The 15018-nt window shown below is 46.9% G+C and carries 9 protein-coding genes and 1 pseudogene; 4 read left to right on the top strand and 6 right to left on the bottom strand.

Features of this window, described 5'->3' with window-relative positions:
* The first annotated feature begins 354 nt into the window (after window positions 1–354).
* Together H065_RS0109780 and H065_RS28570 are read left to right on the top strand one after the other, a co-directional pair.
* Entirely contained in the window at window positions 355–1557 is a 1203-nt protein-coding gene (locus tag H065_RS0109780; protein ID WP_017812872.1) for a quaternary amine ABC transporter ATP-binding protein, read from the top strand.
* A pseudogene (locus tag H065_RS28570) lies at window positions 1550–3391 on the top strand (glycine betaine ABC transporter substrate-binding protein). Before H065_RS0109780 ends, H065_RS28570 begins: the two are co-directional and overlap by 8 nt.
* Window positions 3392–3568: 177 nt before the next feature.
* Here H065_RS28570 and H065_RS27860 read toward each other — a convergent pair.
* Both H065_RS27860 and H065_RS0109760 read right to left on the bottom strand, forming a co-directional pair.
* Window positions 3569–3733 carry a hypothetical protein gene (locus tag H065_RS27860; RefSeq protein WP_017812869.1) on the bottom strand — a complete coding sequence of 55 codons (165 nt, stop codon included), beginning with the start codon at window positions 3731–3733 and terminating at the stop codon, window positions 3569–3571.
* A 51-nt stretch (window positions 3734–3784) separates the two neighbouring features.
* The gene (locus H065_RS0109760; protein ID WP_017812868.1) at window positions 3785–4249 is read right to left on the bottom strand and encodes a NucA/NucB deoxyribonuclease domain-containing protein; all 465 of its coding nucleotides are present in this window, start codon (window positions 4247–4249) and stop codon (window positions 3785–3787) included.
* Between the two features lie 251 nt (window positions 4250–4500).
* Here H065_RS0109760 and H065_RS0109755 point away from each other — a divergent pair, with 251 nt between their 5' ends.
* Window positions 4501–5277 carry a sporulation protein gene (locus H065_RS0109755; protein WP_017812867.1) on the top strand — a complete coding sequence of 259 codons (777 nt, stop codon included), beginning with the start codon at window positions 4501–4503 and terminating at the stop codon, window positions 5275–5277.
* A 113-nt stretch (window positions 5278–5390) separates the two neighbouring features.
* A complete protein-coding gene (locus H065_RS0109750; RefSeq protein WP_026136137.1) occupies window positions 5391–5759 on the top strand; it encodes a cyclic-phosphate processing receiver domain-containing protein in 369 nt (122 codons plus the stop codon).
* Between the two features lie 205 nt (window positions 5760–5964).
* Here the strand turns inward: H065_RS0109750 and groL are convergent, their stop codons facing one another.
* The 4 genes from groL to H065_RS0109730 form a co-directional block, all read right to left on the bottom strand.
* Complete coding sequence (gene groL / locus H065_RS0109745) at window positions 5965–7593, bottom strand: chaperonin GroEL (RefSeq protein ID WP_017812865.1); 1629 nt, start codon at window positions 7591–7593, stop codon at window positions 5965–5967.
* A 160-nt stretch (window positions 7594–7753) separates the two neighbouring features.
* Window positions 7754–8035, bottom strand: coding sequence for a co-chaperone GroES (groES, locus tag H065_RS0109740; protein WP_017812864.1), 282 nt, complete (start codon window positions 8033–8035; stop codon window positions 7754–7756).
* A 265-nt stretch (window positions 8036–8300) separates the two neighbouring features.
* Window positions 8301–13676 carry a diguanylate cyclase gene (locus H065_RS0109735; protein WP_017812863.1) on the bottom strand — a complete coding sequence of 1792 codons (5376 nt, stop codon included), beginning with the start codon at window positions 13674–13676 and terminating at the stop codon, window positions 8301–8303.
* Window positions 13676–14848: a hypothetical protein gene (locus tag H065_RS0109730; protein ID WP_017812862.1), complete on the bottom strand. Its 1173-nt coding sequence runs from the start codon at window positions 14846–14848 to the stop codon at window positions 13676–13678. Before H065_RS0109730 ends, H065_RS0109735 begins: the two co-directional genes overlap by 1 nt.
* Window positions 14849–15018: the final 170 nt, after the last annotated feature.

Raw genomic sequence — 15018 nt, 5'->3', positions numbered from 1 at the left:
AGTTTTTTCTGTACAAACTTATTATACGGATTTTACGGTTGATTTGCAAAATAATATTTGCTACAATTAATCACGTTGCGTTGCAAATCATGAAAATATTCTTTGTTACTGAAAAAATATTATTACTTTCAAGTATTCATTGTTTAAAATTTGGGTAATAAACTTGGTGATATGATCTAGCTAACTCGCTTCGCAAGTATTCCTTCGTTTGATTTTAGCTTTATTCACCTACCTGAACGACAAAGAATATTCGGTTAGCAGCCCGTGTTGAGAATCGTAAATTTGCTGATGAGTGATCAGCACTATCGCAGGATTATTGTATGTGTTTCTACTATATATAAGGGGTGACAATGCATGTCTATTTTGGAAATCAAAAATGTAAGCAAACTGTTTGGCCCAAATGCAGAGCAGGGCGTGAAGCTGCTGGAGCAGGGATGGACCAAAGAGAAGATGGCAAAGGAAAAACAAATCACGGTCGGTGTTAACCGTGTGAATATGGAAATCAATCAGGGCGAGATTTTCGTTATCATGGGATTGTCCGGTAGTGGTAAATCCACACTCGTACGTATGTTTAACCGTCTGATTGAGCCGACTTCCGGAGAGATTCTGGTACATGGTAAAGATCTTCGCAAAATGAACAAAGAACAACTGCGGAATGCACGCCGCAAAACGATCAGTATGGTATTCCAGAAATTCGCACTCTTCCCGCACCGTACGGTTCTGGAAAATGTAGAATACGGTCTGGAGATTCAAAAAGTAGCCAAAGCTCAGCGTAGAGAAAAAGCGATCACTTCTCTCGAACTCGTTGGTCTCAAGGGCTGGGGAGATAAAATGCCGGATGAACTCAGTGGTGGTATGCAGCAACGTGTCGGTCTGGCCCGCGCACTCGCCAATGATCCTGAAGTACTGCTGATGGATGAAGCATTCAGCGCACTTGATCCACTGATCCGCCGTGATATGCAGGATGAACTGCTCGAACTGCAGGACAAAATGAAAAAAACGATTATTTTCATCACACACGATTTGGACGAAGCTCTTCGCATTGGTGACCGGATCGCCCTGATGAAAGACGGCGCCGTTGTACAGATTGGCACACCGGAAGAAATTATGATCCAGCCAGCCAACTCCTATGTGGAACGCTTCGTCGAAGACGTGGATCTTTCCAAAGTACTGACAGCTGCCCATGTAATGCGCAGACCGGAGACCATTACACTGGACCGTGGTCCTCGTGTAGCACTCGAATTGATGCGTGAACGCGGTATTTCCAATCTGTTTGTCATCGACCGCTCCAAAAAGCTGCTTGGCATTATTACAGCCGAGGATGCAGCTACAGCGGTACGTCAACAGCAAAAACTGGACGATATCCTGATCAAGGACGTTCCATACGTAGCACCAGAGCGAATGCTAAATGACTTGTTTGAGCTGGTAAGTACTGCCAAGCTGCCTGTTGCGGTTGTCGATGAACGCGAACGTCTGACAGGCGTTATTGTACGGGGTGCCCTGCTCGGTGCACTGGCTGGCGGAGTAGAGAACGAGGAGGTTGCTTTAAATGCCTAAGATTCCTATTGCCCATTGGGTAGATGTAATTGTAGAGTGGCTCAGTATCCACTGGGCGTCCTTTTTCAAAGGATTATCCAATCTTATTACGTATGTGGTAGACATCTTCACCTGGCTATTCATGCTGCCACATCCATTTTTGTTCGTTATCATTATTGCCCTGCTCGGTTATATGGCCGGACGGTGGACGATGGCCTTTTTCTCGGCAATCGGATTCCTGCTGATCTATAATCTGGGCTACTGGACAGAGACGATGAATACGCTTGGTCTCGTCGTAACTGCTGCCCTGATTTCCATTATCATCGGAGTACCGCTCGGTATCTGGTGCGCATCGAGTAAAATTGCTGCTCGCATCATTACACCGGTTCTCGACTTTATGCAGACGATGCCTGCATTTGTCTATCTGCTGCCAGCGGTTACTTTCTTCAGCCTGGGTGTTGTTCCCGGCGTAGTCGCTTCTGTTATTTTCGCAATTCCGCCAACGATTCGTATGACCCATCTGGGGATTACCCAGGTATCCGGCGAACTGATCGAAGCCGCTGATGCCTTTGGTTCTACCGGTGGACAACGTTTGTTCAAAGTACAACTGCCACTCGCACTGCCATCTGTTATGGCTGGTATCAACCAGACCATCATGCTGTCTCTGTCGATGGTCGTTATCGCATCCATGATCGGTGCGCAAGGTATCGGCGCTGTCGTATATCGTGCTGTTGGTCAGCTCAAAATTGGTGAAGGCTTCGAAGCCGGTCTGGCTGTCGTTGTTCTCGCGATTGTACTGGATCGACTGTCCCAAAGCCTGTTCAATGGCAAACGCAGTAAAAAAGCGGCTTAATTCAGCCGCTTCTCTTTTGTCCATTTTCCCTAATTATAATATTCCTACGTAAAGGAGCGATAATGCACTATGAAAAAGTATAGAAACTGGCTGCTATCCGGCTGTATCGTACTGATCCTAATTATCTCCGCCTGTAATCCGGAGCGCCAGCCATTCCCGAGTTTCCCGGGCAGCGGTGAAGCCGCTACCAGCTCTGATCCTGTCGGAGCTCAGGTCAATCATCAGATTATCGGTATTGATGCCGGTGCCGGTATTATGAAAGGTACCCGCAAAGCGATGGAGGATTATGGTCTGAGCGACTGGACACTGGTCGAAGGTTCCAGCGCTGCCATGACAGCTACACTCGCCAAAGCAATTCGTAACGAAGAACCCATTATTATTACTGGCTGGACCCCGCACTGGATGTTCAGCAAATATGATCTGAAATATCTGGATGATCCCAAAAAATCATTTGGAGATGCCGAAGAAATTCATACCATCGCTCGCAAAAACCTGAAGCAGGATGACCCAACCGCCTATCAGTTCCTGGATCGTTTCTCCTGGACATCGGATGAAATGGGCGAAATTATGGTAGCTATTCAGGACGGTCAGGACCCTGCACAGGCAGCCAAAGCATGGGCAGAAGCCCATCCGGACCGTGTGAACGAATGGACCAAAGGTCTTCAAAAATCCAGTGGCAAATCACTGACCCTGAGCTATGTAGCATGGGATTCCGAGATTGCCAGTACCAACCTGGTCAAATACATTCTGGAAACCAAACTGGGCTACAAAGTTACAGCTCTGCAGGTTGAAGCCGGCCCAATGTTTACCGGTGTAGCGAACGGTGACGCCGATGCGACTCTGGCCGCTTGGCTCCCACTGACCCATGCTGATTACTGGGAAAAGTATAAAGCCAAACTGGACGATCTGGGTCCCAACATGAAAGGTGTCAAAGTTGGTCTGGTCGTTCCCAAATATATGAATGCAAGCTCGATTGAAGATATGGTGGATCAGCCACAGTAATTGTATTACTGCATGTTCCTTCCTTATACCGTTTATAAACGAAGTGAATACCCATATAAATAAAGCAAAAGACGCATTTCCTAAATTACAGGAAATGCGTCTTTTTTGAATCGAAGATGTAATCTGCACAGGCAGATACTACAGTGATATATTCACATTCATACCTGCCCAGTCAGCTTACATTCCGCTATCTGAGTCGTCCTGATGCTTGGTGAGCTGTCTGATCCAAAGCCCGAACAAGATACATGCTACCAGGATCATAACACCGTACAGCAGAATATAAGGTGTATGTGCGTTGAATTCCATAAATAAAGGCAAAAGCGCCGTCATTCCAGTTTCCATGTCCATTCCTCCTCCGCAAATTTTCATTACTTAATTTTTACCCACTATTAGTCATTTTACCTCAATTAATACCCTTGTGCCATCTGGATAATTGTCTAATTGGTTACTAATCCATGAACCGGCACCCCGATTATCCGAAGGTGTGACATATCGTATATCGGCACCTGTACCGCCTTCCTTGCACATGGCCATCGGCCACTCATCCCGATCATAGCCTTTGCGGGTCTCTACTCCCTTAAGCGATTGCCTGCGGTTTTCCTTGGCGCCTTTGCGATCAATGGTACATACTGCCGATTCTCCAGCAGCTATGGCATCCTGGATATGATCGCCTGTTTTGGGATAACGATTTTTGGGAAAGACCAGTGTATAGTCTGCCTGCTGACTATGACCGACTGATCCGGATGACGAGTTCAGCGCACCCGTGAGTGCACCCAGATCGACTTTGCCGGTAAATAGATAGATCGCTACAACAACGACCAGTGCGCCGACGACAGCTCCTATTCGCTTGGGTGACATAGATGTGTATTCCTCCTGTTGATTGATTCTCTTCTATTATATCGTCATCTGTAGCAGAGAGGAACATATGTTTCTTTGTGATATAGCCTGAAATAATAAGTAAACATAAGAAACCCGATCCAGTAGGCCTGCGTATAATGTCATAAGCTACATAGAAGTGCAACGACTAACCATTCTTACAGCATTCTATTCACTTCGTCCGTATACTCGCAGGTATGTGGCTCTATTTTACTTTTAAAGGAGAAATGTCTATGTCATTCTTTAACAAAATGCTGGCTCGTGTAGGGGTAGGAGCTGCCAAAATCGATACCGTTCTCGACCAGAACGAGTATTATCCAAATAGTGAAGTTCGCGGAATTGTCTATGTACAGGGTGGTAACGTCGATCAGGACGTTGGCAATATCTATATCGAAGTCATGACACAGTATATCCGTGAACAGGATGACAAAAAGCATTATGTAGATTATACCATCGCCAAATATCGTGTATCCGAGAAAACCCAGGTCAAAAGCGGTCAGAAGCTGGAAATTCCATTTGGCTTTACACTGCCATCCCAGACTCCACTGACCCTGAGCAATCAGAAAGTATGGCTGCATACCGGACTGGATATCGAGATGAGTGTCGACCCGACTGATCAGGATTATATCGTGGTACGACCACATCCGTATATGGATACAGTACTCGAGGCGGCAGAACGTCTGGGCTTCCAGTTCAAGGCATCGACGGTAGAGTATGCTTCCCGTTCGCCGTTTGGCGTCCCTTATGTACAGGAGATCGAATTCTATCCGGGAGCAAGGTTCCACGGCCGGATTACCGAGCTGGAACTGATGATGTCCCTTACAAGCAATGGTCTGCAGATCCTGGTCGAAGTCGATCGCCGCGGTCGTGGACTGGGTGGATTCCTCGCCAATGCATTCGATATGGACGAGCGCCGCGCATGGCTGGATCTGACACCATCGGATCTGAACCGTGGAGCCGATTATGTGGCCCAGCAGTTGGAGCGGTTGATTGATCAACAGAGTCGGTAAATAAAGATTTTCACCAATTGTATTACTAAGAATAGTTAATAAATGGATGGGTACAGTTTAAAATGACTGTATCCATCCATTTTGTTCTCCGTACGAGAAAGGTAGCGATCGATATGATAAAAAAGTCAATTAATCTATATGTAGATGATCTTAGAGACTGCCCGAAAGGTTTTACAATTGCCCGCACTTACCAGGAGGCTCTACGTTTACTGCATTCTGAGGAATTTAATATCCATATTCTTACTCTGGATCATGACCTGGGAGAAGATGAGAACGGAAAAGAATTACCTAACGGATATGATCTGGTTAAATACTTCTGTGAGCATGGACTTCATGCCAACAAAATCTATCTTCATACCGATAATCCGGTAGGACGCAAAAATATGTATGAGACATTACTCGCTGCTCAGCGGCGTGGATTTATGGAGGAAGATATCGAGATTTATCATTATCCGATAACGGAAAATAAATATTCCGGCTAACGACGACACATCAGCTGCATTATAATGGATAACTGGTATTCTAACGTTCTTCATAATCAAACCAGTCTAACAAAAAAGCCGTCCCTCAATCGAATGATTAAGGAACGGCTTTCTATTATTTACAGCTATGGTAGCTTGGCCAATCTTGTATCTTACCGATAACGATCAGCTCGGCCAGTCGCATAATGCAAGGCTAAGCGCCTTATTACATCATGCCGCCCATTCCACCCATGCCGCCCATGTCTGGACCTGCTGGAGATGCTGGTTCTGGTTTGTCAGCGATAACTGCTTCAGTAGTCAGGAACATTGCTGCTACAGATGCTGCGTGCTGCAGTGCGGAACGAGTTACTTTGGCAGGGTCAACGATACCTGCTTCGAACATGTTCACCCATTCGCCAGTAGCGGCGTTGTAACCAATGCCTACTTCTTCTTTTTTCAGACGCTCAACGATAACCGATCCTTCTTGACCAGCATTAGCTGCGATTGTGCGGATTGGCTCTTCCAGAGCGCGCAGAACGATGTTAACGCCTGTTTTCTCGTCGCCTTCTGCATTAACTGCAGATACAGCGTTGTATACGTTCACGAGTGCAGTACCACCACCGGATACGATACCTTCTTCAACCGCAGCGCGAGTTGCGTTCAGGGCGTCTTCGATGCGCAGTTTGCGCTCTTTCAGTTCGGTTTCAGTTGCAGCACCAACTTTGATTACTGCTACACCGCCGGACAGTTTCGCCAGACGCTCTTGCAGTTTTTCTTTGTCGAACTCGGAAGTTGTTTCTTCCAGCTGCGAGCGGATTTGGCTGATACGTGCATCGATATCTTCTTTTGCACCAGCGCCATCTACTACGATTGTGTTTTCTTTGGTTACGCGTACTTGACGTGCAGTACCCAGTTGATCAACAGAAGCGGATTTCAGATCCAGACCCAGTTCTTCTGTGATTACTTGTCCACCAGTCAGTGCAGCGATATCTTGCAGCATTGCTTTACGACGGTCACCGAATCCAGGAGCTTTAACAGCTACTGCATTGAATGTACCGCGCAGTTTGTTGACAACCAGCATAGCCAGTGCTTCGCCTTCGATATCTTCAGCGATCAGTACCAGTGGTTTGCTTTGTTGTACAACTTTCTCCAGCAGTGGCAGGATTTCCTGAGTGCTGCTGATTTTCTTGTCAGTGATCAGAATGTATGGGTTGTCCAGGACAGCTTCCATTTTATCTGTATCTGTGATCATGTATGGAGAGATGTAACCGCGGTCGAACTGCATACCTTCTACAACTTCCAGTTCAGTCGCGAATCCACGGGATTCTTCAACAGTGATAACACCATCGTTGCCTACTTTTTCCATAGCTTCTGCGATCAGTTGACCGACTTCATCGTCAGCTGCGGAGATTGCTGCAACCTGTGCGATGGATTGTTTGTCTTCGACATGACGAGAGATGCTTTGCAGTTCTTCAACCGCTGCACGAACCGCTTTGTCGATACCTTTGCGGATAACCATAGGGTTAGCGCCTGCAGTTACGTTTTTCAGACCTTCACGGATCATGGCTTGAGCCAGAACAGTTGCAGTTGTTGTACCGTCACCGGCAACATCGTTGGTTTTGGTAGCTACTTCTTTAACCAGCTGTGCACCCATGTTCTCGAATGCATCTTCCAGTTCGATTTCTTTGGCGATCGTTACACCATCGTTGGTGATCAGCGGGCTGCCAAATTTTTTCTCCAGTACAACGTTACGTCCTTTTGGTCCAAGTGTTACTTTTACTGCGTCTGCCAGAGCGTCTACACCACGAAGCATTGCGCGGCGAGCGTCTTCACTGAATTTGATATCTTTAGCCATTTGAAAAGTACCTCCTCAGTATTATAGGAATTCATATAAGGTTAAGATTTTGCTTGGCAAAAATCATAAATGTATTGGAATGCAGTGCCCATCCAGCGCCTGGCGCCGATGATGCACCCTCTATGGATGAAGCTAAGTAAATTTCCCGGATATCCGAAGATTAACCCAGAATCGCGTGAATATCGCTTTCTTTCATAATCAAATATTCTTTGCCTTCATATTTGATTTCTGTACCGGCATATTTGGAGAACAGAACACGGTCGCCTTCTTTAACTTCCAAAGGAACACGAACTCCATCTTTCAGCAGTCCGCTGCCTACAGCGATAATAGTGCCTTCCTGCGGCTTTTCCTTGGCAGAGTCTGGAAGCACGATTCCGAATGAAGTCGTCTCCTCTTGTTGGCTCGCTTCTACCAATACACGTTCACCTAAAGGTTTGATCATGAAAAATAGCCTCCTTAAAGTTTAAATGGAATCATCTTGCAGGTAGCAGTCTACCCATGTGTTAGCACTCGACCACGTCTAGTGCTAACAGCCAACTTTATGATACTCAACTTGAGCGATGATTTCAAGTCCCTTTCTATAAAATCCTGTAGTTTCCATTCCAAAACAAAAAAACAACCTTCCCTCAACCGGCATTCCAGATGCTTTTTTCCGGTTGGGAGAGGCTGTTTCTCTGGCTGTAGTACATTATTGCGTAGAAGGATTATTAATGAACATCCGTTAGCGTATGGATGGTCACACAATTACGGTTACTGGCCTTGGAGCGATAAAGTGCCGCGTCTGCCAGTCTGTAGATCGCTTCCTCAGTCAAATGGTGATTGACCTGCTCGACAAATCCAACTCCTACCGAGACAGTCACATATGGAGCTGCATCATTCTGATCGTGTGGAATATGCAGATCTTCGATACTCTGCCGAATATTCTCTGCAATCTCTGCCGTACGTTCTTTGCCCATGCCGATAGACAGAATCGCGAACTCTTCTCCGCCAAGACGGAACGCAACTGCGCCTGCTTTTCTCGTCTCTTCCAGCAGAGTGGCACCGATTCGGCGCAGCACATTATCGCCTTCATAATGACCATACCGGTCATTGTATTTCTTGTAATGGTCAATATCCAGCAGCATAAAGGTCAGACTGGACTGCTGCAACACCGCATTCTCCAGTTTGTACAAAATACGCTCATTGAAATAGCGACGGTTATAGAGTCCTGTCAGTTCATCTGTAATAGAGATGCGCTCGATCTGCTTTTTGTCTGTAATATTGTGTCCAATGAACATATATCCCTGCAGATGATCTTCCTCCCATGCCGGTTCAACGGTCATATTAAGCCAGAGCATACTCTGATCTTTGCGGAAATAAATTAATTCCCCGTTCCACGTCTCCTCCTTGTCGATTACAAAGGGAGCGATCGAGCGGCCATGATGATCCATCGGCCGGAAAAAACGGTGCGGACGACTGGCGACTTCTTCCTGGGTGTAACCGGTGAGCAGACAGAATTCTTCACTGGCCATCATCACATTGCCGTACAGATCCGTATTTACGATAATCACATTCTTGTCCACAATATTAAAGTATTTACTTAGCTGTTCATTTTTGACGGCGAGCTCACGAGTACGCTGATTGACCAGATGCTCCAGATTGCTGTACAAACTGGCATTTTCAATCGCATAGACCATATCCCGTGACAGCAGATTAATCATGCCAAGACGCTCTCTGGTAAATGCACCGGTAATCAGATTATTCTCCAGATAGATGACAGCAATCAGCTTGTCCTGATTCAGCAGCGGCATACAGAGTACCGAACGCGGCTGCTGTTCTGTCATATAGCGAATATCCGACAGACGATTCACCGAGCTGGCATCGGTATACATCAGTGTCTCACGGCTGCGGGCTACTTCGTCCATTGTCATCCACGGGAATTGCAATGCTCTGCGCTGTTGGTCTTCATGTATACGGATATTGATCTGGTGGTCCATATCGCTATATTCCCCTTCTGCCCACAGGCTTGGACCGGACTTGATCATAATGCATCCTCGCTGTGCTCCTGCATTCACCAGCACAATATTCATCATGTTATGCAACAGCTGATCCAGTTCAATCTCACGCGAGATCGCCTGGGAAGCTTGAAGCAGCAGATGAATATCAATATTCTCGGTGGATATACTCATCGTCTGGTCACCGTTCAGCGGCACCCACTGGATATGACCCATCAGATCCTGATAATTCTCCTGTAACTGCTGTACTTTGCCCCGTGCACCCCAGACCGAATAGTAGTAAGATGCCTGTTTGAAATAGTAACCACCCAGCTCCGGACGTCCCCGTTCCAGATAAAATCGCGCGATCTGCTCGCTGGCAATTGCTTTGTAGCGGGTAAAGTTACCTTGTTCGCTATCCTGCAGCGCCAGGTAATAGTAATTCTCCGCTTCACTGTATTTGCCGTGAATCCGCAGCCACTCCGCCTGCATCAGATACTGCTGTGTGGTAAAGTTATGCGGATGATGAGCTGCCCATTTTTTCATTTTACGATACTGCTTGCTCATACGTATGCGGGCGTTGCGCTGCTCTTTGCGACTAAGCTCCGGATAACAGGAAGCCAGCGCCATAAACGTATAAAACGAGTACTCTTCCATAAAAGTCGACCCGGCCAGTGTACTAATCACCTGATCCGCCTGCTGGATATAAGTCAGTGCTTCCGCCGATTCATCCGTCATAAAAGCAAGCTGAATCTTGCATATATAGTAAATACCGATGCCGGAATAATACTTCAGGCTACCCAGTTCATCCAGATAGTCCTGTTCGCTGAACTCCTCGTCATCCATGACGGTTCCAAAAGGAATCTCTCCGGACAACAACCGGAATTTTTGACGATTCAGTCTGGCTGTAGCGAGTGCCGGACGGTATTTGGTATTCTCGATCATTTCGAGCATCGTCCCGCTCTCTTGCAGATACGTCTCGATCTCCAGTGAAGGATTCCACTGATTGCGATAATAGCAGGCATGTGCCAGATACAGCATATCTCCGGATAGCAAGCTATACTCTACGGTCCTGCGATACTGTTCTTCCAGCGTCTCCCAATCATGACTCCAACTGTAGCAAAAAAGACTGTACAGCACATGCACCAGACTGCGCCACTGCAGGTCAGCGAACTTTTCATTCAGGCTTACTGCGAGTCGTCCGTACGCCTCCGCCCCTTTGAGATCACCCATGCCGGACAACAGCATGGCATAGCCGATATAGGCGCCTGCCGACTCCGGGGCATTGCCGTGGCGGATCGATAGCTGCGTTTTTTTGAGTACAGCCCAGCCGAACAGGGTCTGTTCTCCTGAAATAAAGGCTGGCGGAATAAAGCTCACCAGCAGTCTCATAATCAGCTTGATCCGTTGATCTGTCATTTCCCGGTCTTCCAGCAGTTGCTCCGGCTTCTTGCCACGTAGCTGCAGCTTGACGGTCACCAGTTCTTTGGCAACCACAGCCATATTGAGACGACGCGGAACAGTAAAATCAAGACTGTCCAAACCGGCTTTGCCCGCTTCAATCGCACGACCCATCAGCCCGAGATACATGTAGTGATTGGACTGCATCTCATATATGGTAGCTTGCTCCATTCCGGTTCTGGCATGATGCAGCAGAACATCGCAAGCACGATCTGCCGAATCCGGTTGATGAATCAGATAGGAGCATTCGCTGTACAACAGATAAATATCCCATGTCCGTTCATATTGGTGCTGCCAGTGTTCTTCGGTAATCAGGCTAATCGCTACCTGCAGAAAACGGCGTGCCGTCTCATAACCGAATGCTTCTTTGGCACGACGGGCGGCCTGCAGATTCAAATGAATCAGTCGTTCCTTTTCCGAATGGCGAGTGACCAGCACAATACCTTTGTTAAGATGTCCGGTAATCTCCATAATATGCTCATGAATCCGGTCTTCCGGCCACTGACTGAGCAGCAGCCAACCGAGCTGGAGATGCAGCTGCTGGCGAAGCTTAGGATCGATCATCTGATACAGGGCCTGCTGCAGCTTGTCATGCTGAAAAGTAAATTGAACCTGTATACGATCCAGCTCTTCTGCTGGAATCGCCACTTCATGAATAAAGGAAGTACTGGTATGCAGTGGTAACAAGATCTCTTCCTGTATAGCACGCAGCAGAGCAGGCATCAGCATGTCCTTTTCCGAATGACCGATCATTCGCAGTACCTGCCAATCAAATGTGCGACCGATTAATGCTGCTATACTGAGAATCAACCGTACACCTGCAGGCAATGTTTTCATTTTTTCCATCAGATATTCAATCAAGTCTTCACTGGCCGTGAGTTCCAGAATGACCGGTTCTTCATACAGCCAGGCTCCTGCTGTCTGATCAAAATAAAGCGCACGTTGTTTGTACAAATCCTTGAGTATTTCACGGGTAAAGAAGGGATTGCCTCCTGTCTGCCGATGAATCACCGGAGTCAGCCAGTCCAGATGCTCTGCGCTCATTCCCATAGTATCTTCAATAAGCTGGCGGGTATGGACTGCAGACAGTGGCTGGATATGCAGCTGGTGAATAAAATGCTGTTCATTCAGCCGCTCCATTGCTTCGGACAATGGATGCCCGGCGCCAATCTCATCGTAGCGATAGGACCCGATAATAAAAATACGCTTGAGATTTTTATTTTCCAGCAGCCGCGACATCAGCTGAATACTGGATAAATCCGCCCACTGCAGATCATCCAGAAACAGAACAAGCGGACGCTGTTGACCAATCAGACTTTCCAGTAATCGGACAAAAGACAGGAAAAAACGGTTATTCTCTTCTACAGGCAGCAGCGGCTCAGGCTTTGGCTGCACACCGATTAACTGCTCCAGTTCTGGCAACCAGCGAGTCATCAGACCGGCATTCGCACCCAAATGACTCTTCAGTGCATACTGCATATCGGCCATTTCGTCTGCAGGTCCATTCAGCCATTCTGCCAGCAAAGTTCGAAAAGCATCCATGATTGCACTATACGGAATATTCTTGTTGTATTGTTCAAATTTACCCTGCACAAAATATCCTTTTTCATAAGACACAATCGTCTGCAGTTCATTGACCAGCGCAGTTTTGCCGCTACCGGCTTCCCCTGCTACCAGAGCCAGCTGAAGGCGATCTTCCATGCTCTGGACAAAAGCTGACTGCAGCACATTTAATTCTTTTTCACGGCCATATAATTTCTGCGGCATATGAAAAATCGTACTACGATCTTCCAGACCGATCTCAAAATCGGTACGTGACGCAGAGGAAAGGCACTTTTTCAAATCGGAACGAATACCATAGGCGCTGCGATAGCGGTCTTCGGGAGACTTTTCCAGCAGTTTCATTACGATATTGGACAGTACTTGTGGAACACGTCCCTCGCTCTGCTGCGCCGGAGAGACCGGCTTTTTGGCAATAATGGAATAGATCTGATCCATAACCGAATCGGAAGGATACGGATGAGTGCCTGTCAGCATCTCATACAGTACGACTCCAAGTGAGTAAAAGTCAGAACGATAGTCAATATGACGATTGATTCGGCCCGTCTGCTCAGGGGAAATATAAGGCAGGCTGCCTTCCATGATACCAGTGGCTACCTGATCCGACTTTTCGTTACTCCAGCGGGTGGATAGATCAAAATCAATCAGCTGCAGCTGGTCGGTCTCCCGATTCCAGATCAGATTGGCAGGTTTGATATCTTTGTGGATAATTTCGCGTTCATGAATGGCACCGATCATATCCACGAGCTTAATCGCCAGTCGCAGTACTGTCTGCACATCCAGACGCTGCTGCCGAAGAATACTTTTGAGCGACTCGCCATTAATGTCTTCCATGGATAGCACAAAGTAGCCACCACGCTCTTCCAGTTGAATCGGTCGGACGATGCCCGGAATAACAGGACTCAGCTCCGATAACAGCTGATACTCCTTTTTGATACGCATAATTGCTTCGTACGTTGATGATCTCGCGCCGAGTACTTTGGCAATAACAGGTTCGCCGGAAAGATTGTCGATGCACCGATAGATTGCCTTGCTGCCATGGTCTGCAATCTCTTCTATCACTGTGTATTTTTGATCTTTCCAATTCATTAGATTTCCCTCGCTTTATCCCGTCTCTGTACCAAATCAAAATCAGGATTAAATTTGAACACATATGCTGCCGTTAACCAGATCACCCAACAATTCACACCAAAGAACAAATAACCAAAATAACCGAGAAGCGGCATCTGGGAAAAGATATGGAATTTATCCAGATAAGGGACGGAATACTTCCAGTAATTCGGATTCAGCGGAATGCCCTCATTGAACCATTCACTACCAAAGTTCCACAGCTCCCAAAAAAATCCGTTACAGACTGTAGCCAATCCGATCAGCAGCATTGGGGACCAGTTGCCCTGGCGAATCGGAGTAAATGGCGTCCACATCCGAATCAGTCCCATAGCTGCAGACAGCATAGGAACCAGCGCGACCCACAATACCCAAAATAATTCAAACGGGAAATAACCCATGGCCAGTGCAAGACCAAGCCCCAGAATATACATCACAATCAGTGTCGGCTTGTTCAGGTGAAGCTTCGGTCCGTTACTGTAACGATCACGCAGCGCCGGAATAGTCAGCATCAGCAGATACCATTCAATAATTGCCGGCAGCACCGTTGTATAGGAGAGCGAGAACCAGAAAATATTACCAAAGTCCGAGAAAATCTCTTTATTGGGATAATACCAATTTTCCATAACAAAGAAATTCAGATATTCAAAAGCGAACCAGCTGAAGCAGGACACAACTGCCAGCAGCTGCATAATTTGCGGCTTTTTGGACAGCAGGGATACTCCATGGTTGCGCTTGTATACGATTCCATCAATAATGCATATAAAAGACCACCATAACGGTACAAAGGTGTAAGGCTCAAGCAGACTAAGCACCGACAGGCGCGCCCACATAATAAACCAGCAAATCACCAGAACCGGCAGCGCGGCCCAGAACCAGAAAGGAAACCGCACTTCGGAACGCTGAACCTCGGCTGCGACCAGAGTCTTGCGAAACCCGAATACACGCGGAAACAGGTAAAACACCATAATAAACAATGCCACTATACAAGCCAGTGCAAAATATAAGGCATTAAAACCCGGATCCTGAACGGCTTCCTGCACGGGGAAGGTACCATATCCAGGTGGCAGCCCACCCCATTTTGCCAGACTTCCCAGCAGCGGAAGGATAAAAATCAGTAAAAACGTGATAATCAGAAATACAATTTTCTTCAACCGTCTAACCCCTTTATTATCTGTAATGAACGGTATTTCTGTACTGTTTTCAACAATTTTTCTGTTTTTTCGACAGTTGCATTTGACCCGTATTTACTATTTATAATCTGCTGCCGCCAAAAAAGATAGTGTTTTTTCTGGAAATAAAAAAAGTATTCTGCAGAGTCGGT

This window comes from Paenibacillus shenyangensis (genome assembly GCF_000346635.1).
Taxonomy (GTDB): domain Bacteria; phylum Bacillota; class Bacilli; order Paenibacillales; family Paenibacillaceae; genus Saccharibacillus; species Saccharibacillus dauci.
The sequence above is the reverse complement of the archived record's forward strand: the minus strand, read 5'-3'. Positions and strand labels throughout refer to the sequence as shown.